This is a genomic window from Methylobacterium sp. A54F (assembly GCF_053346035.1).
The window spans coordinates 155,374-177,731 of sequence record NZ_JBKFBF010000008.1 but is presented as its reverse complement, the minus strand read 5'-3'; the positions used below and the strand labels follow the sequence as shown (position 1 = coordinate 177,731).

Genomic DNA, 22,358 nt, shown 5'->3' with positions numbered 1-22,358 from the left:
GGCGGCCATGCACCGCAACCGCATCACGGACATCCCCGGACTGAGCGTCGGACACGCCTCGGACATGCGCGTGGCAAGCGGCGTCACCGCGCTCCTGTTCGACGCGCCAGCCACCGCGGCGGTCGACGTGCGCGGCGGCGGGCCGGGAACCCGCGAGACCGACCTCCTCGACCCGGAGCGGACGGTCCCGGGCATCGACGGCCTCATGCTCGCCGGCGGCTCCGTGTTCGGCCTCGACGCGGCGGCCGGCGTGGTGGCGCGCCTCGCCGAGACCGGGCGCGGGTTTCCGATGGGCCCCATGCGGATCCCGATCGTGCCGGGCGCGATCCTGTTCGACCTCATGAACGGCGGCGACAAGGCGTGGGGCCGCTACCCGCCCTACAGGGAGCTCGGCTACGCGGCAGCCTGCGCGGCCGCCGAGGACTTCGCGATCGGCTCCGTGGGGGCCGGCACCGGCGCCCGCACCGGAAACTTCAAGGGCGGCCTCGGCTCGGCCTCCGCCCGCGTCGCCGGCACGCCGGCGAGCATCGGCGCGCTCGTGGCCGTCAACGCCTTCGGGCGGGTGACGATCGGCGACGGGCCCCACTTCTGGGCGGCGCCCTTCGAGGTCGAGGCCGAGTTCGGGGGCCTCGGCTGGCCGCCGCGCCTGCCGGAGGCGGCGCTGGACTTCCCGGCCCGCGCGCTGCCCGGCGCCAGCACGACGCTCGCGATCGTCGCCACCGACGCGATCCTGACGAAGGCGCAGGCGAAGCGCCTCGCGGTGGCGGCGCAGGACGGCCTCGCCCGGGCGATCCACCCGGTCCACACCCCCCTCGACGGCGACGTGGTGTTCGCGGCCGCGACCGGCCGGGTGCCGCTCGCCGACCCGCTGACCGACCTCGCCCGCCTCGGGGCTGCCGCCGCCCAGGTGCTCGCCCGCGCGGTGGCGATCGGCGTCCACGCGGCGACGAGCCTGCCCGGGCTGCCGGTCACCGGGGCGGGCTCCTTCGCGGGGCTGCCGCCGGCTTGGCGGGACCGCTTCGGCGGCCCCTGAGCGCAGCGCCTCAGGAGGCCAGCGCCGCCGGAATGCCGGCCCGCCGGGCCTCGCCGCGGGCGAGCAGCGCCGCCGCGAGGCCGATCGCCGCCGCCACCGAGAGCCACAGGCCCGGCATCGCGACGTTGCCCGTCCACTCGATGAGCCCGGTGCAGACCGCCGGCGTGAAGCCGCCGAAGATCGCCGTGGCGAGGCTGTAGGCCAGCGAGAATCCGGCGCTGCGCACCTCGGCCGGCATGATCTCGGTGAGGTAGACCACCATGGCGCCGTTGTAGCTGCCGTAGATGAAGGACAGCCACAGCTCGACCGTGAGCAGCCGCTCGAAGGTGGGCGCATCGGCGAGCCAGGCCACCGCCGGATAGGCGGTGACGAGGGCGAGCGCCGTGAACAGGATGAGGAGGGGGCGCCGCCCGATCCGGTCGGAGAGCGCGCCCATCACGGGCAGCCAGAACAGGTTCGAGACGCCCACGCAGACGGTGACGATGAGCACCGAGACCGCGTCGAGCTTGAGCGCGTTGCGGCCGAAGGTCGGGGTGTAGACGGTGATCAGGTAGAACGACACCGTCGTCATCGTGACCATCATCATGCCGACGAGCACGATGCGCCAGTTCGCCAGCATGGTGATCCAGACCTGGCGGAGGGATGCGGGCGCCTTGCGGTGGGCGAACTCGGGCGTCTCCTGCAGGGAGCGGCGGATCACGAACAGGAACGGGATGATCAGGCAGCCGATCAGCAGCGGGATCCGCCAGCCGAAGGAATCCATCTGCGCCGGCGTGAGGCTCTGCTGCAGGAACAGGCCGAGGGCAGCCGCGAAGATCACCGCGACCTGCTGGCTGCCCGATTGCCAGGCCACGTAGAAGCCCTTGTTGCCGGGCGTCGCGATTTCGGACAGGTAGACCGAGACGCCGCCGAGCTCGGCGCCCGCCGAGAAGCCCTGCACGAGCCGCCCCAGCACCACGATGACCGGGGCCAGCACGCCGATCGTGCCGTAGCCGGGCGCGATGGCGATCGAGAGCGTGCCGATGGCCATCAGGCCGAGGGTGAGCAGGAGGCCGGCGCGACGGCCGTGGCGGTCGATGTAGGCGCCGAGCACGATGGCCCCGAGGGGGCGCATCAGGAAGGCCGCCCCGAACGTGCCGAGGGAGAACATCAGCGACGCGAAGTCGCTCTGGCTCGGGAAGAAGACGCGACCGATCGCTGCGGCGTAGTAGCCGAAGACGAAGAAGTCGTACATTTCCAGGAAGTTGCCGCCGGTGACGCGCAGCACCGTCGCGAGCCGGGACGCGCCGCCCTCTTCGCCGATCGTCGTTGCCACGCCTGCGCTCCGCCCCGGGGCTCGCCACGCCCGGGCCGCCCATTGTGCGCGACGTTAGACAGCAGGCCGCGCCGGTCCAGGCCGGCGCGGTTCACGTCTTCGTTACGGGCGTTCGGGTCCGCTCAGCGGATGCGGCCGGGGCGGGTCGGCTCGAAGACGATGCGGCGGTGATAGGCGCACCAGCTCTTGCCGTCGGCGACCGGCGCACCGCAGCAGACGGCCCGATCGTTCGGCTCGCCGATGATGTACTTGCAGACGAAGGCACCGGACTGCGCGAACGGCACGCGCAGATCGGCGGACGGCTCGTTGATGGTCTCGGCATCGCCGATCTGGGACATGCGGACGAGTTGGTTCATCTCGAACAGAAGCTCACGGGACTTCGGGGGGCAGCGGCCGCACCCGGTGGGATGGGGGAAGGCGAGCGCTTGGTCCGCCGCTTCCCATCCGTGCGGAGCACCGCGCTTTCGGGGAGGCCGACCAGTCCCGCGTCCGGCAAGCCGGACGCCTGACAGCGTCATGATGCTGTTATAAATGGAGTTCTCGCCTCGCGAAACAAGACCGCCATGCGTCCTCTGCAACCGCGCACAGCCTTTTGAATGGTGCTGGCGCGGGCGGATACGCTGACGCTACCGCTTGCGGCGCGGTCTCTGCTTTCGAACTCGGCCGAATTGCGCAACCTGCCGGCGCAGCGCCCGATGCTTCAGTTGCGCCCGCGACGACGGCCTTGAGGGCGCCGGCCCCGGCCTGATACCCGGTTGCCGACCCTCACCACGGATTCCCCCGATGCGCGTGCTCGTGACAGGCTCGGCCGGCTTCATCGGCTTCCATCTCTGCCGCCGGCTGCTCGCCGAGGGCCACGCCGTCACGGGGCTCGACGGCTTCTCCGACTACTACGACGTCGCCCTGAAGCGCGCCCGCCACGCGCTGCTCGCCGAGGATCCACGCTTCGAGCCCGTGGAGGGGCGGCTCGAGGCGCCCGGCCTCCTGCGCGACCTGATGGGCCGGATCGCCCCCGAAATCGTCGTCCACCTCGCCGCCCAGGCCGGGGTGCGCTACAGCCTGGAGAACCCCCAGGCCTACGCGGACGCCAACCTCATCGGCAGCTTCAACCTCTTGGAGGCGGTGCGGGCGCATCCGGTGCGCCACCTCCTCCTCGCCTCCACGAGTTCGGCCTACGGCGGCAACACCGCCCTGCCCTTCCGGGAGACCGACCGGGCGGTCCATCCGCTCACCCTCTACGCCGCCTCGAAGCTCGCCATGGAGGCGATGGCGCATTCCTACGCGCACCTCTTCGCCATCCCGACCACCGCCTTCCGGTTCTTCACCGTCTACGGGCCCTGGGGCCGCCCGGACATGGCCCTGTTCCTGTTCACCCGGAAGATCCTCGCGGGCGAGCCGATCGACGTCTTCGCGGGCGGCAACGCCGAGCGCGACTTCACCTACGTGGACGACCTCGTGGAGGCGATCCGCCGCCTCGCCGACGTGATCCCGCCCAGTCCCGGTGCGGGCGGCCCTGCAGGGCCGGCGGACACGCTCAGCCCTTCCGCGCCCTACCGCCTCGTCAACATCGGCGGCGGCCGGCCGGTACGGCTCGACGCGATGATCGACTGCCTCGAAGCGGCGCTCGGGCGCCCGGCCGAGCGCCGCCTCATGCCCCTGCCCCCGGGCGACGTGCCCCGCACCGAGGCCAGCACCGAGCTGCTGCGCGCGCTGATCGGCGCCGTGCCCGACACGCCGATCGGGGTCGGCATCCCGGCCTTCGTGGCGTGGTACCGCACCTATTACGGAGGCTGACCGGCCCTCCCGTGCATCGCCCGCCGCGCTATGTTTGAATGAACCCATCAGACAGGGACAGGGACAGCATGGCGGCCACCACGATCCTCGTCAGCCCGGAATGGCTTCACCAGCGCCTCGACGCCCCCGACCTCGTGGTGCTCGACGCCTCCTGGTACCTGCCCGCCGCCGGGCGCGACGCGGAGGCGGAGTACCGCGCCGCCCACATCCCGGGCGCCGTCCGCTTCGACATCGACGCGATGAGCGACCCCGATTCCAGCCTCCCCCACATGCTGCCGCGCCCCGAGCTGTTCGCCTCGCGGATGCGGGCCCTCGGCATCGGCGACGGCCAGCAGATCGTCGTCTACGACGGGCTCGGCCTGTTCTCCGCCCCCCGGGTCTGGTGGATGCTGCGCACCTTCGGGGTGCGGGACGCCCTCGTGCTCGACGGCGGCCTGCCGGCCTGGGTCGCGGCCGGCTACCCCACCGAGGACGGGGAGCCGGTGGCGCGCCAGCGGCGCCACTTCACCGCCCGGCTCGACAACGGCGCCGTGGCCGATGCCGGCGACGTCGCCCGGGCGCTGGCGGGCGGCGTGCAGGTGGTCGACGCCCGCTCGGGCACCCGGTTCCGCGGCGAGGAGGCGGAGCCCCGCGCCGGCGTGCGGCCCGGCCACATGCCGGGCGCCCGCAACCTGCACTACGCGGCCCTGCAGACGGACGGCCGCATGAAGGATCCCGACGCCATCCGGGCGGTGCTGGCGGAGCACGGCATCGACCCCGAGCGGCCCATCGTGACGACCTGCGGCTCGGGGGTCACCGCCGCCATCGTCTCCCTGGCTCTCGAGACCATCGGGCGGCCGGCCCGGGCCCTCTACGACGGCTCCTGGTCCGAATGGGGCGCCGATCCGGAGCGCCCCGTGGAGACGGGCCCCGCGCGCTGACGGGCGTCATCCGCCCGTCACGCGCCGCCGGCTTCCTGAAGCGCGGCAATTCTGCAACGGATTCCCGTCGGGCGTCCCGCGGCCGACCGGACCCGTTGTTCCATTTATAGCATTTGCTATACCGCCGCTGGGACGGGGGCGGAATCGGCATGGAGCGGCATCGGCAGGGCATCCGGCGCATCGGCGGGACCGCGCTCGCGTGGCTCGGCCTCGCGTCGGCGGGGCTCGCGGCCGACCCGGCCGGCCGCCTCGCGCCCGAGCGCGCCCCGCCCCGGCCCGCCCCGGACTTCGTCGACTGGTCCGGGCCCTACCTGGGCCTCGAGGGGAGCGCCGGCGCCTCGTTCGGCGCCTTCGGCTTCGGGCCGACCACGATCGGGTCCCGCGCGGTCCCGGCCTTCAAGACCGGCGACGCCACCGGGCGCTCGGACCGCGGCCGCGAGGCGACCACGGCCGTCGGCGGCGCCTTCGGGGGCTGGAATTGGCAGGCGGGGCCGTGGCTCTACGGCGTCGAGGCCGACCTCTACGGCGCCAACCTGAAGCGGCCCGTCCCGTCGAGCGTGCCCGGCTTCGGGACCGAGGCGGTCGATCCGCCCTTCAGCCTGATCCGCACCAAGACCGACCTCTACGGCACCCTGCGGGGCCGCTTCGGCTACAGCTTCGAGCGCTACCTCGTCTACGCCACCTTCGGCCTCGCGGGGGCCCGCACGCGCATCCTCGCCGATTACCCGGACGTCGCGGCGGGGACCGCCGTCTCGGCCCGGACGGCGCAGGACTATCTCGGCTTCACGCTCGGCGCCGGCGTCCAGTTCGCCATCACCGAGAACCTCGCCCTCGGCATCGACTACCGCTACATCGACCTCGGCCGCAGCGGCCGCTTCGGCCTCGGCACGGTGCCGGGCCCCGCCGGCGGGCCGGTGACGAGCCGGGCGAGCGAGACCGCCAACCAGATGATGGCGCGCCTCTCCTGGCACCCGAGCGGCTTCGCCCTGCCGCCGGAGCCAGACGCGGAGGGCGCCCACAACCCCGACAGCGGCGACACGGGGCGCTTCTCGCTGCACGGGCAGACCACCTTCTTCAACCAGGCGGTGGCGGGCTTCCGCGCGCCCTACGCGGGCGAGAACAGCCTGATCCCGCGCCAGGCCCAGGCCACCACGACGGCGACCGCCTTCCTGGGCTTCAAGCTCCTGGAGGGCACCGAACTCTACTACAACCCGGAGTTCAGCCAGGGCTTCGGCCTGAGCCGGACGCTCGGCGTCGCGGGCTTCGTCAACGGCGAGGCCCAGAAGGCCGGGGCACCCTTCCCGAAGCTGCGCTCGAACCGCTACTTCGTCCGCCAGACCTTCGGCCTCGGTGGCGAGACCGAGGACGTGCCGGACGGCCCGAACCAGGTGGCCACCCGCCGCGACATCGAGCGCATCACGGTGGTGGCCGGCAAGTTCGCGCTGGGCGATTTCTTCGACGGCAACGCCTACGCGCACGACCCCCGCGTCGACTTCGCGAACTGGTCCCTCTGGGCGGCCTCCGCCTGGGACTTCCCCGCGAACCTGCCCGGCTTCACCCAGGGCGTAATGGTCGAGTACAACCGTCCGGAATTCGCGATCCGGGCGGCCTACACGCAGGTCCCGAAGCAGCCGTCGAGCGACGTCCTCGACCCGCGGGTGTTCGACCGGGCCGGTGCCGTCATCGAGTTCGAGGAGCGCCACGTCCTGCCGGGGCTCGACCAGCCCGGCAAGCTGCGCCTCGGCGCCTTCACCAACGTCGGCAACAGCGCGAACTTCCGCGAGGTCGTGGCGCTGACGCAGGGCGGCATCTTCGCGGACATCAACGACGCGGCCGCCGCGACCCGCCGGCCGCGCCGCAAGAGCGGCCTCTACGTGAACCTGGAACAGGCGGTGACCGCCGACCTCGGCGTGTTCGCCCGGGCGAGCTTCAACGACGGGCGCAACGAGAGCCTGTCCTTCACCGACGTCGACAGCAGCGTCTCGGGGGGCATCGCGCTGAAGGGCACCGCCTGGGGCCGGCCGAACGACACGGTGGGCATCGGCGCGAGCCGCAACGGCATCTCGCCCGCCCACCGGGCCTTCTTCGCGAATGGCGGCCTCGGGCTGCTGATCGGCGACGGGCGCCTGAACTACGGAGCCGAGCAGGCGGTCGAGACCTATTACGCCCTCAACCTCACCCGCTTCGTCACCATGACGTTCGACTACCAGCACGTGACGAACCCGGCCTACAACCGGGACCGCGGCCCCGCCGACTTCTTCGGCACGCGCATCCACGTGGACTTCTGAGGCAGGATCCAGCGGCGCCAGAGCCGGCGGCCACCGCCGCCTCGAAGGGATCAGTCGCACGCTGCCGGAGGCTCGCTACGCCGCGTTCACTCTGTCGACGAGCGGACGGAGCGCGGAACGAATTCCTTCATCTGCCGGCCGGATCCTGGGCGCTCATCCCGGAGCGGCCAATGATGCGCTGGATTGCCTGTTTCCTTCCCCTCCTCCTCGCAGCGAGTCCTGCGGCCGGGCAGCCGGGTGCCGTGACGCAGGCCAATGTCCGCAACATCGTCTCGGTTATCCAGGCGCGGAACCCTTTCCTGACCCGCAGCCGGGAGCGCACCGTGAGGACCGGCCGAACCACCGTGACGGAGATCCTGGAGATCGGCCCCGATCCCGCGCCGCTGGCGATCCATCAGGCCGGCCTCGTCAACCGGGCGCGAGTCTACCAGCGCGGCACCAACCCGAATCTTGACCTCCGCCAAGTCGGCGCGCGCAACGGCGTGACGGTCCGGCAGGTCTCGATGCCCTGACGCGCCAGCTCAGCCGGCGCGATCGGCTGTGCGGACGTTGCGCGGGTCTGAGGCCTCCGGCTTCGGCGTCGCTGGGCGGTTGCCCGCCGCAGGCGAGCCTTTGTACGCGCCAGGGGCGACCGGCGCGGAGGGAGACGGTGCGACCGAGCCTGTCACGGTGACCTCCGGCGTCGGAAAGGCCGGGTTCGGCGGTCCAGCCGCTCGCGGAACCCGCGCGCCGGCCCCCGTCGCGGGCGACGCCGTCGGGACGGAGAGCCTCCCGGGAGGCGCCTGATCCGTGAGCGCCCTCCCGGCATTCGTGGCGAGACTGCCAGTCTCGTTGGCGTCCGGGTAGGGCGAGACCGCCCGGCGGGTCCAGATGCCCCCCTCGACTCCCTGGCGGATCAACTCGTAGACGCCGACCTCGATCGCCTCACGCACCGCGGTCTGCGTCGCCTCCTGGATGCCGAGCGAGCCCTGCGCGTCGAGGATGCGGCTGCCCACCACCCGGGTCGCGGTGCCGGAGACGCCGCCTGTGAGGATCGGACGGGAGGCGTTGACCGAGCGCAGCACCAGGCCGTCGCGCACCCGCACGAGGCGGATGTTGATGGTCACGAGGTCCCGGTGACCCGAGAGGCCGCCGCCGTAATTGCCGACCGAGACGGTGGCGGCGCCGCTTGCGATCGGCGAGTCGTAGGACACGACCCCGCCGGTGACGATATAGTCGGCGAACTTCAGCGGATCGATCAGCTTCTTCGGGTTCTTCTTCAGGAAGGCGTAGGTGTCCTGGATCAGCTTGCGCTCGCGCAACAGGCTGTCCAGGTAGCCGCGCTCCACCACGTTGAACCAGCAGCCGTTGCCGGCCGTCTTCAGCGCGTCGACCAGGATCGCCGAGGCGCCCTGGGTGATGGCGCGGGAGAACTCGGCGAAGCCGATGCCGAAGGACGACTTGTTCTGGCCGGTCAGATCCTGGAAGTCGTAGACTGCCACGTTGAGGCGGGTGACGGGTGGTGGCAACTGCGCCAGCGCGAGACCGGGCCGCGTCAGGATACCAGCGGTCGGCGGGATTCCGAGGGAGCCGGTATAATCGTAACGCGAGCATCCGCCGAAGCCTGCAACTAGAACTGCTATGCTGAGCAGTCGTGAGAGACGCATTCCGGCAGATCCTTCAGTCCAGCGCCCGTTGCGAGCCGTCGCGACAGGTGTGTTCATGAAGGATTAGGCTTAATGTCCGGTAAAGCAGGCCGTTTTATCAGTCCGGCCGGCACGGCTCTGCACACGGAAGCGTTCCGGGCTTGGCCGGCGCGGTCGGCATTCCGGAGGGACATGGCGTGGCGGATTTGGCCAAACGAGGATCGATCGGCGCGGCGCCCGACAGCTCGGGGCGGCGAGCCGGCTGCGCCCGCGCATTTCTCGTGCGCTTGGGGCTGACGCTCGTCGCGCTCGCGCCGTGGGGGGCCTCAGCCCAGGCGCCCGGTACGAACGAGATCGCCAGCTGCTCGCTGATCGCCGACCCGACGGCGCAGCGTCTCTGCTACGAGACCGCCCGCCAGGGGCGACCAGCCGCCACCTTCGATCCGACTGCGCAGAAGCTGCGCAGCGAGCGGCAGCCGCCGCTGCGCCGGGATGCCCTGAGCCGGCGCCGCCCCCGCGAGGCCGGGGACCGCGCGAGGGTGCGCCCATCCGAGGCTGCGCGAGAGGATGCCGGGCGCCGGACAGACTGGCGCCTGCAGATCCCCTGACGCGACGCTGCCGATCAGGGCAGGCGCGGGCGGGTGATGCTTCTGCCCGGGCCGTTGAACTGGCCCACGAAGGCCTGGTTGCTCGGGCCGGTCTGCGTCACGCTCGCCGACTTCGCGCCGCCGCCGGCCTGCACGATGCCGGCCACGTTCGCGCGGCCGGTCTGCGAGAGGGTGGTCGGCTGGACCTGTGGGCCGGCCTGGACGGTGCCGTAGACGTTGGCCCTCCGGGTCTGCACGACGTTGATGCCGGCCGACAGCGCCGGCGTGGCGAGGCTTGCCGCCACGAGTGGTCCGAAAATGATGAGGCGCTTCATGACGCGATCCCTCCGCAACGCAACTCCAGAAAGATCGGTGCGCCCGCTTCTCCGGGCGCACCGTCGTGATCACGGCATAAACTGGCCGACGAAGGCGCTGTTGTTGCGGCCGACCTGGCCGATCGCGCCGTCGTTGTTGCGGCCGATCTGGCCGATCAGGGCGTTGTTGTTGCGTCCGCGCTGAACGGTCGTGGCGGTATTGGTGCGGCCGGCCTGCAGAGTTACGGCGCCGTTGTTGCGCCCGGCCTGGACGATCGTCGCCGTGTTGGCCGCGAGGGCGGCCGACGACAGGACGAGCGAGGCGACGCCGACAGCAAAGAGGGTACGAATACGCATGATGCTGGTTCCCTTGACTGTAGAATTGAATTTTCTGATTGATATCTTTCGCTGCGTCTCCGCAACACGGGTTGAATTAATCGGAAATTAATCGGATCGCAAACGCCGATATAAGAAAATGCATACGTTAATAAGTAAATAATCCTTCATTTTCGAATAAGATTTCGGACAGGAACCGAAAGTGAACTGACACACGGTCGAGATTTCTGCCACCGAAACCCATTCCGTTCCGAAGTTCTAGGTCAGTCGACGCGGCGTGTCGGGTTTTCCAGGCGCCACGTTCGATCGGGAGGGTGTTTTAGAAGACTTCGCTGAGCCGGCGGCCGGGTGGAAGGAATCTCAAACTCCGGCGCGATCAACCTTGGCCGCAAACCTTCCACTGCGCCGGTTCCGTTCCCAAGCCGCACCCGTTCCATCGCAGTTGCGTATTCTACCTCTGGGAAGCGGCCTGAGCCTGCAGGGCAGACCGCAGCTTCGCGGCCGGGCCTATCGCCTACGCAGTTTGCCCAACCATGCAACCTCTGGGCGAAACTCTCCGGCGCTTCAAATTTTGTTAACGTCGTTTGCAGATTGTACGGGGCGCATTGATGCGCTCTCAGGTTGTTTGTGGGGGCGCCGTCGGGCGTGTGTCGCGGCTGAAGGCCCATGATGTCAGTTTGCTTTGCCCTCGGTCGGAATGGTGACGCGCAGGCGGTCCAGGGCCCGTGCCCGGCCCGCGGCGCGGCCCCGCCGCGAGCCGCGGCATTGCGCGGACCCGGGTTGTATCGGCTGATTCTCGCACTGGCCTGCAGTTACGCACTCTCAGGTTGTATGACCTCGCAGGCGCGCGTCCCCGTGAAGCGCGACGTGACCGCCACCGGCTCCATCGCCGAGACGATCCCGCCGGCGGTGCTGGCGGCCGCCGAGGACGAGGTCGGCCGCACCATGCGCCTCGGCCTCGCCAATTACCGGCTCAACGTCGGCGACAGCCTGGAGGTCTCCTTCCTGATCGACAGCCGGGCCGTGCAGCCCGCCTACCGGCTCGCCCCCTACGACGAGTTCGACGTCGATTTCCGCACCCACCCCGAATACAACCGGTCGGTCATCGTGCGGCCGGACGGGCGGATCTCGCTGCCGGGCAAGAACGGCATCCGCGTCGCCGGGCTCTCGCCCGAGCAGGCGGCGGCGCAGATCCGCCAGACCTACGACGACGTGCTGATCAGCCCCGTCGTGACGGTGATGCTGCGCAAGTTCCGCACGCCCACCGACGATTTCCGCGAGGCGACGACCCGGGCCGATCTCGGCCGGGTGAAGGTCCTGGCGATCGAGCCGGACGGCAAGATCAACCTGCCGATGGCGCCCCCAGTGCAGGCGGCGGGCCGCACCGTCCACGAGGTGCAGGGCGCCCTCAACGGCGCCTACCGGCACAGCCTCGCGAGCGTCGCCACGAGCGTGCGCCTCGCAAGCCTCGTGCCCTCGAACACCATGGTGTTCGGCGAGGTCAAGGTGCCGGGCCCCGTCACCCTCACGGGGGCCCGCACCCTCGCGCAGGTGCTCGGCAGCGCGGGCGGCACGCTGCCGACCGCGGCGGGCGAGCAGGTCCGCATCATCCGCTTCGACGCGGGCGGGCCGGGCGTGCAGGTGGTCGATATCGGCCGTCCGGGCCTCGCCGACAGCATCGTGGTGCCGCCGAACGCCACGGTCTACGTGCCGCCCTCGGGCCTCGCCCGCACGGCCCGCGCCATCGACCTCGTGGTGCGCCAGATCCTGCTGTTCAACGGCACGGGCTTCGGGATCAACTACATCACCGGGCCGGCCTCCGGCACCGGCTCCTCGAGGGCCACCCTGTGACGGCGCCCGAGACGCCGAGCCGGACGCCGAGCCGGACCCCTGCGGGGGCGGTCCCGGCGGGGCCGGACCTGCGCGACGTGATCGCCGCCCTGTTCCGGCACGGGCGCGCCCTCGCGCTGATCCTCGCCGCCGCCCTCGTCTCCGCCGGGATCTACCTCGCCCTCACGCCCACCGAGTGGACGGCGGAGGCCAAGCTGATCATCCGCCTCGGGCGCGAGAAGGCGGCCGCCCCGCTCACCCGCGACGGCAACCAGAGCTTCATGTTCGCCGAGCGCGCCCAGAACGTGAACAACGAGGTCGAGATCCTGCGCGACCCCAGCATCGTGCGCGGCGAGTTCGAGGCGCTGAAGGCGATCACCCCGATGGGCGACCTCGGGCCGCCTCCGGCCGAGTGGGGCGCCTGGCTCGTCTACCAGGGCCGCCAGGCGGTCCGGGGCCTCAAGGCGGTGAAGACCTGGCTCGTCGAGACGGCGCGGATGCCCTTCGAGGCCCTCGGCCTGATGCGCCACCTTACCCCCGACGAGAAGCTGTTCGAGGCCTACCGGGTCGCCTTCAAGGTGGTGTTCGTGAAGGAGACCGACGTCATCGTGACGGCCTTCAGCTGGTCCGACCCGACCTTCGCGGCCGAGGCCCTGAACCGGCTGCTCGACGCCTACAAGCGACGCCACGTCGAGGTCTACGCCGACGAGACCCCGGCCGTCTTCTACGCGGGCAAGCTGGAGCGGGCGCGCGCCGACCTCGCCGGGATCGACGCCGAGCTCGCCACCTACCTCAAGGGCGCCAACACCGCGAGCTTCGCGATCGAGCAGCAGAACGACCTCGGCACCCTCTCGGAACTCGCCCGCCAGAAATCCGCCGCCCAGATCGAGCGGGAGGGCGTCGAGACGCGCCTGAAGCGCACCCGCGCCTCGGGCGAGGGCGTCTGGCAGCCGACCCCGCCGGACGCCGACACCACCGTGACGGTCCTCGACCAGCGCTGGGCGGAGCTGCGCGCCCGCCGGGCGGAGCTCGCCACCCGCTTCAAGCCGGCCGCCCCCGAATTCGCGAGCCTCGACCGCGACATCGCGGAGCTGACGCGCCAGAAGTACCGGGCGCTGGTGGCGGCCGACACGGCCCGCCTCGCCGTGCTCGACGAGAAGATCGCGGCCATCACCGGCATCGAGACGGCCCGGCGCAGGGCCGCCATCGGCCAGAGCGACGCGGCCTTGGCCTACGAGCGGCTCTCCCAGCAGAAGCGGCTCCTGACCGACGAGATCACGCAGACCCAGCGCCGCATCGACGAGCTGAAGACCGGCAGCGGCCTCGATTCGCAGGCGGTGACCTCCTCGGCCCTCGTCGCCCGCGCGGTGCCGCCGCAGCTGCCGAGCGGCCCGAACCGACTGCTGATCCTCGGCCTCGCGGCGGCCCTCGGCCTCGTGGCGGGCCTCGCCTACGCGGCCCTCGCCGAGGCCCTGGCGCAGACCTACCGGACGAGCCGCGACGTCGTCCGCTCCCTGCGGGTGCCCGTCCTCGCCGCGGTTCCGCTGCGCGAGGCGGCGCCCGACCTCAGGAGGGCCGCGTGAAGCCCGCCGCCCTCATCGAGCCGGCCGCCCTCGACCCCGTCGTCGTCGGCCTCGACCGGCGCCCGGGGCCACCCGTCCGACGCGTCGGCGTCACTGCCGTGCAGGCGGGCGAGGGCGTCACCACCCTCAGCGGCCAGCTCGCCCGCACCTATGCGCGGCGCGGCTACGCGACCGTGCTGATCGAGGCGAACTGGCAGGCCCCCCGCCTCGCCGCCGAGCACGGCCTCGTCGGGCAGGCGGGCTTCGCCGACATCGTCGCCGGCGACGTCGCCCCGATGAAGGGGGTGCACGCCGTGGCCGACAACCTGGCGATCGTCCCCGCCGGCCGCTCCGAGGCGATCCGCCGGGTCGGCCTCGACGACCTGCGCGTCGTCGATTTCCTCGGCCTCGTGGACGCCCGCTACGACCTCGCCATCCTCGATTGCCCGCCGGTGAGCCAGATCGGCGACACCGCAGCCCTCGCGCCCGTCCTCGACGGCTTCATCGTGGTCGTCGGGGCCGAGCGCACCCGCCGGGTGGTCGCCGAGCGCGCGGTCTCGGACCTCGAGGCCGCGGGCGGCGAGGTGCTGGGCGTCGTGCTCAACCGCTGCCGCCGGCCGATCCCGCGGTGGATCTACCGGTGGCTGGGCTGAGCCGATGCGCGGCGTGAGCCTCCTGCGCACCCTGCCGCCCGTCGCCATCGGTGCGGCGGCGGCGGGCCTCGCGGTGGCGCTCGCGGCCGCGCCGCTGAAGTTCGCGGTCGTCGGCCTCGCCGCGGCCGTCGCGCTCCTCGGCGCGCTCGTCGTCGGGCAGCGCCACCGCCTCGTCCCGTTCCTCCTCGTCGGGCTGGCGGTGGGGCTCACGGTCAAGCTCGATGTCAGCTTCCTGCAGCACTACGAGGCGGTCGGCCAGTACCTGCCGAGCGTCGGCGGCGGGGCGGGCCTCACGGTCAGCCTGCCGATCCTGGCGAGCCTCGGGCTCCTGGCGATCCGCCTCACGGGCCTCACCGAGGGCGCGCCCGGCCCGGTCCGGCTCGATCCGCCGCTCGTCCTCGCGCAACTGGCGTTCCTCGGCGCCGGGGTGCTGTCCGTCGTGAACGCGGGGGACACCACCTACCTGTGGTTCGACGAGCTGCGCTTCCTCAATCTCCTGATCCTGTTCGTCGCGGTCTCGAACCTCGGCCCCGGCGACGTCCGCTTCCTGGCGCTCGCGATCTGCGCCCTCTGCCTCGTCCAGACCGCCGTGGCGGTGCTGCAGGTCGGCACCGGCTCGGAGCTCGGGCTCGGGGTGCTCGGCGAGGAGAGCATCGTTGAGGAATCCATCGACTTCTCGACCCGCAAGCGCGCCGCCGGCCTCAAGGTCCACCCGAACATCCTGGGCTACTACTACGAGATCGTCTGGCCGCTGGCCCTCGCGCTGGCCCTGTCGCGCGGTCCGCGCCTCCTGCGCCTCGTGGGTGCGGCCGGCGCGCTGGCGGCACTCGCGGGCGTCGTGCTCACCCTGTCGCGCGCCGCCTGGGGCACCTTCCCGCTCTCGGCCCTCCTCGTCGCCGTCCTGGTCTACCGCGACCGGCTCACCAGTCGGGCGAGCCTCCGGGTCATGGCCCTGCTGATCGTGGCCGGCGGCATCGCGGCGGTGTTCGTCGGGCCGACCATCTGGGAGCGGATCTTCGCCGACGACGGCGGCTCGGCCTCGCAGCGCGGCCCCCTGAACGCCGCGGCCCTCGCCCTCTTCCGGCAGTTCCCGGTCTTCGGGGTCGGCCTCAACAACTTCGGCAACATGTTCGCGACCCTCGACACCACGGGGGCCTCGCGCACGATCGGCCTGTTCGAGCGCTCGAACCACGTCGTGCACAACCTCCACCTCCTGGTGCTGACCGAGGTCGGGATCGTCGGTTACGCGGCCTTCGCGGCGGTCTTCGGCCTCGCGATCCTGCGCGGGCTCGCCTGCGCTTGGCGCGCCCCCGTCGGCGATCCGCTCGCGGCAGTGGCGGCGGCGGGCGGCATCGGCCTCCTCGCCCACCTGCTGCACGGCCTCGTCGATCCGGGCTTCCGCCTCAACCTCGGCATCGCCGAGCTGATCTACACCCTGATGGGCCTGATCGCTGCGGCCTCCTTCGCGCAAGGCCGTCCCATCTCCGCATCCGACCCGGCGACCCGCGACGGCGCGGGTGACCGCGGCCGTGCGGCGCACCGGCTGGAGGATCGCGCGGTGCCACGCCCCCGCCTTCGCGCCGGCCGATGATTCCGATGACCGCATCCCCGACGCCGCCGGCCCTCAGCGTGCTCATCGTGACCTACAATTCGGGTCCCGACATCGACACCTGCCTGACGCTGCTGGCCGAGAGCCGCCTCGACCGCGCGCACGAGGTGATCGTCGTCGACAACGCCTCGAGCGACGGCACGCCGGAGCGCCTCGCCCGGAACTGGCCGGGCGTGCGGCTGCTGCGTGAGCGCGACAACCACGGCTTCGCGGGCGGCAACGCCCTGGCCTCGGCGCGGGCCGGCGGCAGCTACCTGCTCCTGCTCAACCCGGACGCCTTCCTGCGCGACCCGGAGGCCGTCACGGCGCTCGCCCGCCACCTCGACGCCCATCCGGAGGTCGGCGCGGTGGCGCCACGCCTCACCTTCGGGGACGGGCGCCATCAGGTGGGCGATGCCGGCTACGAGCCGCGCCCGCTCTCGGTCCTCGTCCACGCGCTCGGCCTGTCCGGGCGCCTCGGCCTGCGCGGCGTCTACCTGTCCGGCGAGGAGGCCCGCGCGTCCGCGCCCCTGGCTGTCGACTGGCTCTGCGGCGCCTGCCTGATGGTGCGCCGCTCGGCGGTGGAGAGCATCGGCGGCCTGGCGAGCGCCCTGTTCCTGTACGGCGAGGATGTCGACTGGGGCTGCCGGATGCGGGATGCGGGCTGGCGGGTCGACTACCTGCCGGGGCCCGCCGTGGTCCACCTGCAGGGCGGCTCGGCCGGGCAGGCCTCACCCCGCTGGCTCGACGGGCTCGCGGGCGTCTACCGGCTCCGCAACGACCACCGGCGCCTCTCGGCGCCGGCCCTCTTCTTCGCGCCGATGTGGCTCGGCTTCCAGCTCCGGGCGCTGGCCTACGGGGCCCTCGGCCCCCTGCGGCGGCGCCCGGACCTCAGCGCGAAGGCCCGGGACATGCGCCGCTTCGCCGGCCACCTGCGAGGGCTCGCCGCGCGAGCCCGCCTCAGCGCTTCCGGATGAAGACCATGTGGAAGCCCTTCAGCGGCCGCGGGGTGAGCCGGAACAGCACCTCCCAGAACTTCCCCAGGAGGATGTTCTCGCCATGGTAGAACGGCTGTCCGTCGAACGCGTAGGTGAAGTGCTCGAAGCGGTCTGTTGGGAAAAGCCGCTTCCGCGTCGCCTCCGTGTTCATCGTGTAGAGCGGCACGAACGAGTCGATCTCGACCCGCCGCGGCTCCACGAGCCGCAGCACCTGCGCGTGCAGGCGCTTGGGGACGAGGCGGGCCCCGATGCCGACGTAGCCCCAGCGGTTGGGCGTCCAGGCGCAGAGCCAGCCCCCCGGCGCCAGGATGCGGCCGAGCTCGGCCGCGGTCCGCTCCGGGCTCTCGATGTGCTCGAGGACCGAGAAGGCGGAGATCAGGTCGAAGCTCCCGTCCGGGAAGGGCAGCAGCCCGTCGTGGCCGATCAGCCTGACCTCGTCGGCGGTCTCGTTCCCGAGCACCGCCTCGTCGACGTCGCAGGCCACCACCCGCGCGCAGCGGCCCCGGAAGTCGCCGAGGCTGCGCCGCAATGGCACCGGGTCCTCGGCCCACTTGCCCCGCCCCGCCCCGAACTCGAGCACCCGCATGTCGGGCCGGAGCAGCGCGTTGACGCGCACGATGTACTCCATCCGGTGGTCGCAGCGCGAATAGCCTCCGGCTCCCATCTCCCGGAACAGCCGCTCCTCGACGGTGATCATCCCGCTCTCTCCTCTCTTCATGATCCGGTGGTGGGCCCGCGCCGGGACGCGCCCGCGGTGGCGATCCTCGGCACCCGCGGGATCCCGGCCCGCTACGGCGGCTTCGAGACGCTCGCCGAGCGCCTCGCCCTCGCCCTCGTCGCCCGCGGCTGGCGGGTCGACGTCTACTGCCAGGTCTCCGAGCCGACGCCCCCCGTGGTCTGGCGCGGCATCAACCTGATTCCGGTCCGGGCGCGCGGCGACGGCGCGCTCTCGACCATCGTGTTCGATCTCAAGAGCACCCTGCACGCCCTGTTCCGGAGCCCCCTGCCCCTGGTGCTCGGCTACAACACGGCGGCCTTCTCGCTGCTCTACCGCCTCGCGGGGCGCCGCAGCGTGATGAACATGGACGGCATCGAGTGGCGGCGGGACCGCTGGTCGCGCCCCGCCAAGGCCTGGTTCTGGCTGAACGAGCAGTTCGGCTGCCTGTTCTCGACGCACCTCGTCGCCGACCACCCGGAGATCGCCCGTCACCTCGGCCGGCGGGCGGGCCGCATCGCCACCATCGCCTACGGGGCCGACCCCGTGGCCGAGGCGCCGGTCGCGCCCCTGCGGCGCTTCTCCGTGGAGCCGCGCCGCTACGGCCTGACCATCGCCCGGGTGGTGCCGGAGAACTGCGTCCTCCAGATCGTGCGCGCCTGGAGCGACGTGCGGCCGGGCCTGCCCCTCGTGGTGCTGGGCAGCCTGCGCGACGACGACCCCTACCACCGGGCGGTGCGGGCGGCGGCGGGCCCCGAGATCCTGTTCGCGGGTGCGATCTACGACGCCGCGGTGCTGGCCGCGCTCCGCCGCCACGCCCGCTTCCACATCCACGGCCACACGGTGGGGGGCACCAACCCGTCGCTCGTCGAGGCCCTGGGCGCCGGCTCGCCGGTGCTCGCCCACGACAACCCGTTCAACCGCTGGGTGGCGGGGCCGGAGGCCGTCTACTTCGGCGACGAGTCGGAGCTGCGGCACGGCATCGTTGGCCTCGCGCGCGCCACCGAGGCGCGGCTCGACGCCATGTCGGCCGCCTCCCGGGCCCGCCACGCCCGCGACTTCCAGTGGTCGGGCATCTTCGACGCCTACGAGCGCGTGCTGCGCGCCGAGCTGCGGCCCGAGCGCCGCTGGCAGGGCGCGGCGCAGGCCGCCGCGGCCCCCTGAGCCTTCCTCACCCACCTCACAGGAGACCGAACCATGCTGATGAAGCCGATGACCATGACCCTCGGGGGCTATAGCGGCCTCGTGCCGCCCGAGGCCGCGCGCGGGCAGCCGATGCGCGCCGACGTGACCACCGAGGACTACGCCGCGGCCCAGGACGGCTTCCAGGCCGCCAAGGCCCGGGCCTTCCTGCTGCCGATGATCCGGGAGGCCCCGGCCCGCACCCTCCTCGACGTCGGCTGCGGCATGGGCGGCATGGCGGTGGCGCTCGAGGCCGAGGGCTACGAGAGCTACGGCATCGACCTGCCCGGGCTGACGCCCCGCTGGACGGCCGCCGGCCGGCGCCGTGACCGCTTCTTCCTGGTGGACCCCGACGCCTTCGAGCTGCCCTTCGTGGACGGCGCCATCGACTTCGCCTTCACCTTCGGGGCGATCGAGCACGTCGGCACCACGGACGGCCACGCCGACCGCCGCCCGGACTGGCACGCGGTGCGCCGCCAGTGGCTGCGCGAGATCTACCGGGTGCTCGCCCCCGGCGGCCGCATGCTGATCGGCGGCCCGAACCGCGCCTTCCCGGTGGACGTCGCCCACGGCCCCGACAGCCGCGCGGCGGGCTGGGAGCGGGCGCTGGCCACCCGCCTCGGCATGACCGTGCACCGCCCCTGGGGCGACAACTTCCTGTGGTCCTACGCGGACGTTCATCGCTATCTCGACGGGTTGCCCTACGCCCTCGAGGGACGCCGGGTGACCGGCTTCCTCGACTTCTCGCGGGCCCCCGCCCCGGCCCGCGGGCTGGCGCGCGCCTACGTGGACCATCTGCCCCGGAGCCTGCTCGCCACCGGCTTCAACCCCTGGGTGATGGCTCTCGTGACGCGCACGCGCTGATCCCGCGCTCACGGCCCGCGCCCGGTGCGGGGCTTCGGGGCCCGCAGGGTGACGACGCCCTCGGGCACGTCCCGGCGGGTCGCCACCCCGATGCCGACCATGGCCCCGTCGCCCACCGTCACGGCGCCCTGCACCGCCGCGTGGGCGCCGACCACCACCGCGTCCCCGAGGCGCGGCGCGTCCGCCGGGAAGCCCTGGCCGGGCAGGACCGGCTCCGCCGGCCCGACGTAGGAGGCGGGGAACAGGACGAGGTCCCGCCCCGCCGTCCCGCAGAAGGCGACCCGCGCCGGGTGCGGCACCATCAGGCCGGGCCCGATCCGCGAGCCCGGGTGGATCACCGAGCCGGTCAGGACCGTGGAGAGCCGGGCGACGAGGGACGCCGCCCCCCGTTGGCCGCGCAGGTGGAGGGCGTGCGCCACCCGGTGCAGGATCGCGCACTGCATCGCCGGCAGGGCGAGGTGCATCAGGCGCCGCGCGCCGGACAGGGGCGCGTCCCCGTGCATCTGCCCGAGGGTGCGCGCGAGGTCGGCCGCGACGAGGCGCCGGACCGAGCCCCCCCGCGTATGATGATCGCGGCTGAGGTCGTCGACGGGCTGGCTCATGCGGCCTGCCCCCGGCCGGGCAGCACGCGCCAGGGCTGCGGCGCCACCGACGCGCCGGCCGGCACGTCCCCGACCACGATGCAGCGCGGGCCGATCCGCGCCCCGTCGCCCACCGCGACCGCCCCGAGCACCAGCGCCGCGGGCTCCAGCACGACGCCGTCCCCGAGGCGCGGCAGGCCGGGTCCGGCGCCGATGTCGGTGTCCGGGCCGCGGCAGAGGCCGCCGATCGAGGCCTGCACGCCGAACACCGCGTCGCAGCCGACCGTGCCGGCGATGAGCGTGCCGGAGGGGTAGGGCAGGAAAAGCCCCCCGCCGATGCGGCTCAGCGGGGGCAGGTCCGCCCCCGTCAGCCAGGTGTTGGCGAGCCAGGCGAGCCGGGCGGTGCGGCCCCGGCCGCGCTCGTGCAGGTAGCGCGAGACCCTGTGCAACCAGATCGCGAAGTAGCCGCGATGCAGGCGCGCCCGGCCGCCGCGCCGCCGCCAGTGCGCCCGGTCCGCCGCCAGGGCGGCGCGCGTCTCGGCCCAGCTGATCGGTTCGCCGGATGCCGGGAGGGGAACGAGGGGGATCGGTGTCTCGCGGACCATCGCCTGCCTATAAGTTGTACAGTACGTATAAGCTCAACCATAAAGCGATTTTGGGGCTGCACGCCAGCCGCGCCATGCTACATTGCATCCATAGGTTGTATCGCGAGTAGAGATATCACCGAATGATACGTACCGTGGTGAACGAAGACGGTAAGCACGCCACCCCGTCCGCCCCCCGCCGCTCGGGTGCCCGCTACGGCATCAACCTCGCCGGGCAGGCGGCGGGCCGCGCGATCTACCTGTTGGCAGGTTTCGCCGCCTTCGTGATGGTCGCGAAGTTCGCAGGCCCCGAGGCGCTCGGCCATTACGGCGTGGCCCTCGCGGTGATGGCGGTGGCGGTCACGGCGGCCGATTTCGGCACCACCCTGACCTTCGGCGCCCGCCTCGGCGGCTGCCGGGTGAGCGCGCGGCCCGGCGAGGTCGCCGCCATGCTGTCCGCCCGGCTGATCCTCGGGGCGGCAGTGGGCCTCGCCCTCCTCCTGGCGCTGCCCTGGCTGCCCGCGCCGACCCGCCCGGCGCTGGCGCTGGCGGCCGTCTTCATGCCGACCCTCGCGGCCCGCTTCCTCGATCCGCTGTTCCAGGTCTGCGGCCGCCCCGGCTGGTCGGCCTATCCGTCCCTCGCCAATGCCGCGATCCTCGTCGTCGGCACCGCCCTCGCCCTCCTGGCCGACGCCCCCGAATGGGCGCTGCCCCTCGTGGCGGTGGGCGGAGGCCTCGCCTACGGGGCCGTCGGCCTCGTCCTCGCGACGCGGCTCCTGCGCCTGCGCATCGCGCGCCCGCTGCGGGGCCTGCGCTACCTGCGCCGCGCCTTCGCGGTCGGGGTCTCGAACGCGCTGGGCAGCCTCAACGCCCGCATCGGCCTGATGCTGGTGGCGCTCGCGGCGGGCGCCGTCGAGGCCGGGCTGTTCACGGCGGGCTACCGCTTCTTCGAGCTCGGCGTGGCCGTGGTCATCACGGTGACGGGCCCTCTGATACCCGTGTTCGGCCGCGCCGCCACCCTCGGGCACGACCGCCTGCGCGACCAGGTCCGGCTCGCCATGAGCCTCGCCCTCGCCACCGCCGGCCCCGCCGCCATCGCGGCCTGGCCGCTCGCCGGCCCCGTGGTGGGCCTGCTCTACGGGCCGGACTACGCGGCGAGCGTGCCGGTGCTGCGGCTCGCCGCGATCATGAGCCTCGGGATGCTCGCGGCCACGATCCTGTTCGCCGGCCTCGTCGCCCTGCGCCGCACGGGCTTCGCGATCCCGTTCAGCCTGCTCGGCTGCGGGGCGAACCTCGTCCTCTGCCTCGTCCTCGTGCCGCTCACCCCGGTCTCGGGCGCGGCCCTCGCGGCCCTCGGGGCCGAACTCGCCATGCTCGCGGTCGTCGCGGCGGTGTTCTGGCGGGCGGTCGGCAGCCCCCTCGCGGCCGCGGACCTGCCGATGGTGCTCGCCCCGAACCTCGTGATGGCGCTGGCGGTGGCGACCTCGCCGCCGCTCCTCGCCCTGCCGGCGGGCCTCGCCGGCGCCGTCGCCTGCCTCGTGCTGCTGCGGCCCCGCTTCCTCCACCCCACCGTCTCGACCCCGTGAGCC

At 72.6% G+C, this 22,358-nt stretch carries 22 protein-coding genes; 14 read left to right on the top strand and 8 right to left on the bottom strand.

Going from position 1 to position 22,358, the window contains the following annotated elements:
- Nucleotides 1–7 precede the first annotated feature (7 nt).
- Nucleotides 8–1,033, top strand: coding sequence for a P1 family peptidase (locus tag ACLBXP_RS15145; RefSeq protein WP_447668551.1), 1,026 nt, complete (start codon nt 8–10; stop codon nt 1,031–1,033).
- A gap of 10 nt (nt 1,034–1,043) precedes the next feature.
- On the opposite strand, the gene tcuC is transcribed toward ACLBXP_RS15145, so the two are convergent.
- Both tcuC and ACLBXP_RS15135 read right to left on the bottom strand, forming a co-directional pair.
- Entirely contained in the window at nt 1,044–2,348 is a 1,305-nt protein-coding gene (gene tcuC, locus ACLBXP_RS15140) for a tricarballylate/proton symporter TcuC (RefSeq protein ID WP_447668550.1), read from the bottom strand.
- A 122-nt stretch (nt 2,349–2,470) separates the two neighbouring features.
- Entirely contained in the window at nt 2,471–2,704 is a 234-nt protein-coding gene (locus tag ACLBXP_RS15135; RefSeq protein ID WP_447668549.1) for a hypothetical protein, read from the bottom strand.
- Nucleotides 2,705–3,131: 427 nt separating this feature from the next.
- Here ACLBXP_RS15135 and ACLBXP_RS15130 point away from each other — a divergent pair, with 427 nt between their 5' ends.
- From ACLBXP_RS15130 to ACLBXP_RS15115, 4 genes are all read left to right on the top strand, one after another.
- Nucleotides 3,132–4,142 (top strand): NAD-dependent epimerase/dehydratase family protein, encoded by a 1,011-nt coding sequence (locus ACLBXP_RS15130; protein ID WP_447668548.1) that lies wholly within the window; start codon nt 3,132–3,134, stop codon nt 4,140–4,142.
- Nucleotides 4,143–4,210: 68 nt separating this feature from the next.
- Nucleotides 4,211–5,062, top strand: a complete 852-nt coding sequence (gene sseA / locus ACLBXP_RS15125; RefSeq protein WP_447668547.1) for a 3-mercaptopyruvate sulfurtransferase — start codon at nt 4,211–4,213, stop codon at nt 5,060–5,062.
- Between the two features lie 149 nt (nt 5,063–5,211).
- On the top strand, nt 5,212–7,350 hold the full coding sequence (locus ACLBXP_RS15120) for a carbohydrate porin (protein ID WP_447668546.1): 2,139 nt from the start codon (nt 5,212–5,214) through the stop codon (nt 7,348–7,350).
- 323 nt (nt 7,351–7,673) lie between these two features.
- The gene (locus ACLBXP_RS15115) at nt 7,674–7,862 is read left to right on the top strand and encodes a hypothetical protein (protein ID WP_447668545.1); all 189 of its coding nucleotides are present in this window, start codon (nt 7,674–7,676) and stop codon (nt 7,860–7,862) included.
- A gap of 9 nt (nt 7,863–7,871) precedes the next feature.
- On the opposite strand, the gene ACLBXP_RS15110 is transcribed toward ACLBXP_RS15115, so the two are convergent.
- Nucleotides 7,872–8,858, bottom strand: coding sequence for a CsgG/HfaB family protein (locus tag ACLBXP_RS15110; protein ID WP_447668544.1), 987 nt, complete (start codon nt 8,856–8,858; stop codon nt 7,872–7,874).
- Nucleotides 8,859–9,136: 278 nt separating this feature from the next.
- On the opposite strand from ACLBXP_RS15110, the gene ACLBXP_RS15105 reads away from it, so the two are divergent.
- Nucleotides 9,137–9,583: a hypothetical protein gene (locus ACLBXP_RS15105; RefSeq protein WP_447668543.1), complete on the top strand. Its 447-nt coding sequence runs from the start codon at nt 9,137–9,139 to the stop codon at nt 9,581–9,583.
- Nucleotides 9,584–9,597: 14 nt separating this feature from the next.
- On the opposite strand, the gene ACLBXP_RS15100 is transcribed toward ACLBXP_RS15105, so the two are convergent.
- Both ACLBXP_RS15100 and ACLBXP_RS15095 read right to left on the bottom strand, forming a co-directional pair.
- On the bottom strand, nt 9,598–9,897 hold the full coding sequence (locus tag ACLBXP_RS15100) for a curlin repeat-containing protein (protein ID WP_447668542.1): 300 nt from the start codon (nt 9,895–9,897) through the stop codon (nt 9,598–9,600).
- A gap of 69 nt (nt 9,898–9,966) precedes the next feature.
- Nucleotides 9,967–10,233, bottom strand: coding sequence for a curlin repeat-containing protein (locus ACLBXP_RS15095; protein WP_447668541.1), 267 nt, complete (start codon nt 10,231–10,233; stop codon nt 9,967–9,969).
- Nucleotides 10,234–11,067: 834 nt separating this feature from the next.
- Here ACLBXP_RS15095 and ACLBXP_RS15090 point away from each other — a divergent pair.
- Genes ACLBXP_RS15090 through ACLBXP_RS15070 form a run of 5 tightly spaced genes read left to right on the top strand, consistent with a single transcriptional unit; the run spans nt 11,068 to nt 16,822 of the window.
- A complete protein-coding gene (locus tag ACLBXP_RS15090) occupies nt 11,068–12,063 on the top strand; it encodes a polysaccharide biosynthesis/export family protein (protein ID WP_447668540.1) in 996 nt (331 codons plus the stop codon).
- Nucleotides 12,060–13,625 (top strand): GumC family protein, encoded by a 1,566-nt coding sequence (locus ACLBXP_RS15085; protein WP_447668539.1) that lies wholly within the window; start codon nt 12,060–12,062, stop codon nt 13,623–13,625. The genes ACLBXP_RS15090 and ACLBXP_RS15085 overlap by 4 nt, the downstream gene beginning before the upstream one ends.
- A complete protein-coding gene (locus ACLBXP_RS15080; RefSeq protein WP_447668538.1) occupies nt 13,622–14,257 on the top strand; it encodes a CpsD/CapB family tyrosine-protein kinase in 636 nt (211 codons plus the stop codon). Before ACLBXP_RS15085 ends, ACLBXP_RS15080 begins: the two co-directional genes overlap by 4 nt.
- 4 nt (nt 14,258–14,261) lie before the next feature.
- Nucleotides 14,262–15,848, top strand: a complete 1,587-nt coding sequence (locus ACLBXP_RS15075) for an O-antigen ligase family protein (RefSeq protein ID WP_447668537.1) — start codon at nt 14,262–14,264, stop codon at nt 15,846–15,848.
- 5 nt (nt 15,849–15,853) lie between these two features.
- On the top strand, nt 15,854–16,822 hold the full coding sequence (locus ACLBXP_RS15070) for a glycosyltransferase family 2 protein (RefSeq protein WP_447668536.1): 969 nt from the start codon (nt 15,854–15,856) through the stop codon (nt 16,820–16,822).
- On the opposite strand, the gene ACLBXP_RS15065 is transcribed toward ACLBXP_RS15070, so the two are convergent.
- Nucleotides 16,806–17,540 (bottom strand): class I SAM-dependent methyltransferase, encoded by a 735-nt coding sequence (locus ACLBXP_RS15065; protein WP_447668535.1) that lies wholly within the window; start codon nt 17,538–17,540, stop codon nt 16,806–16,808. The two genes, ACLBXP_RS15070 and ACLBXP_RS15065, sit on opposite strands and share 17 nt — an antisense overlap.
- A gap of 30 nt (nt 17,541–17,570) precedes the next feature.
- On the opposite strand from ACLBXP_RS15065, the gene ACLBXP_RS15060 reads away from it, so the two are divergent.
- Nucleotides 17,571–18,722 carry a DUF1972 domain-containing protein gene (locus ACLBXP_RS15060; protein ID WP_447668534.1) on the top strand — a complete coding sequence of 384 codons (1,152 nt, stop codon included), beginning with the start codon at nt 17,571–17,573 and terminating at the stop codon, nt 18,720–18,722.
- 33 nt (nt 18,723–18,755) lie between these two features.
- Nucleotides 18,756–19,604, top strand: a complete 849-nt coding sequence (locus tag ACLBXP_RS15055; protein WP_447668533.1) for a class I SAM-dependent methyltransferase — start codon at nt 18,756–18,758, stop codon at nt 19,602–19,604.
- Between the two features lie 8 nt (nt 19,605–19,612).
- On the opposite strand, the gene ACLBXP_RS15050 is transcribed toward ACLBXP_RS15055, so the two are convergent.
- Together ACLBXP_RS15050 and ACLBXP_RS15045 are read right to left on the bottom strand one after the other, a co-directional pair.
- Nucleotides 19,613–20,206 (bottom strand): serine acetyltransferase, encoded by a 594-nt coding sequence (locus tag ACLBXP_RS15050; RefSeq protein ID WP_447668532.1) that lies wholly within the window; start codon nt 20,204–20,206, stop codon nt 19,613–19,615.
- Entirely contained in the window at nt 20,203–20,790 is a 588-nt protein-coding gene (locus ACLBXP_RS15045; RefSeq protein WP_447668531.1) for a serine O-acetyltransferase, read from the bottom strand. Before ACLBXP_RS15045 ends, ACLBXP_RS15050 begins: the two co-directional genes overlap by 4 nt.
- Before the next feature lie 137 nt (nt 20,791–20,927).
- Between ACLBXP_RS15045 and ACLBXP_RS15040 the strand changes: the two genes are divergently transcribed.
- Nucleotides 20,928–22,355, top strand: coding sequence for a lipopolysaccharide biosynthesis protein (locus tag ACLBXP_RS15040; protein ID WP_447668530.1), 1,428 nt, complete (start codon nt 20,928–20,930; stop codon nt 22,353–22,355).
- The last annotated feature ends 3 nt before the right edge of the window (nt 22,356–22,358 follow it).

Excerpts from the sequence above, each read along its gene's own strand:
- ACLBXP_RS15145 (WP_447668551.1), top strand. The coding sequence starts at position 8 with ATGCACCGCAACCGCATCACGGACATCCCCGGACTGAGCGTCGGACAC.
- ACLBXP_RS15135 (WP_447668549.1), bottom strand. The coding sequence starts at position 2,704 with ATGAACCAACTCGTCCGCATGTCCCAGATCGGCGATGCCGAGACCATC.
- ACLBXP_RS15130 (WP_447668548.1), top strand. The coding sequence starts at position 3,132 with ATGCGCGTGCTCGTGACAGGCTCGGCCGGCTTCATCGGCTTCCATCTC.
- sseA (WP_447668547.1), top strand. The coding sequence starts at position 4,211 with ATGGCGGCCACCACGATCCTCGTCAGCCCGGAATGGCTTCACCAGCGC.
- ACLBXP_RS15120 (WP_447668546.1), top strand. The coding sequence starts at position 5,212 with ATGGAGCGGCATCGGCAGGGCATCCGGCGCATCGGCGGGACCGCGCTC.
- ACLBXP_RS15100 (WP_447668542.1), bottom strand. The coding sequence starts at position 9,897 with ATGAAGCGCCTCATCATTTTCGGACCACTCGTGGCGGCAAGCCTCGCC.
- ACLBXP_RS15095 (WP_447668541.1), bottom strand. The coding sequence starts at position 10,233 with ATGCGTATTCGTACCCTCTTTGCTGTCGGCGTCGCCTCGCTCGTCCTG.
- ACLBXP_RS15075 (WP_447668537.1), top strand. The coding sequence starts at position 14,262 with ATGCGCGGCGTGAGCCTCCTGCGCACCCTGCCGCCCGTCGCCATCGGT.
- ACLBXP_RS15070 (WP_447668536.1), top strand. The coding sequence starts at position 15,854 with ATGACCGCATCCCCGACGCCGCCGGCCCTCAGCGTGCTCATCGTGACC.
- ACLBXP_RS15065 (WP_447668535.1), bottom strand. The coding sequence starts at position 17,540 with ATGATCACCGTCGAGGAGCGGCTGTTCCGGGAGATGGGAGCCGGAGGC.
- ACLBXP_RS15055 (WP_447668533.1), top strand. The coding sequence starts at position 18,756 with ATGCTGATGAAGCCGATGACCATGACCCTCGGGGGCTATAGCGGCCTC.
- ACLBXP_RS15050 (WP_447668532.1), bottom strand. The coding sequence starts at position 20,206 with ATGAGCCAGCCCGTCGACGACCTCAGCCGCGATCATCATACGCGGGGG.
- ACLBXP_RS15045 (WP_447668531.1), bottom strand. The coding sequence starts at position 20,790 with ATGGTCCGCGAGACACCGATCCCCCTCGTTCCCCTCCCGGCATCCGGC.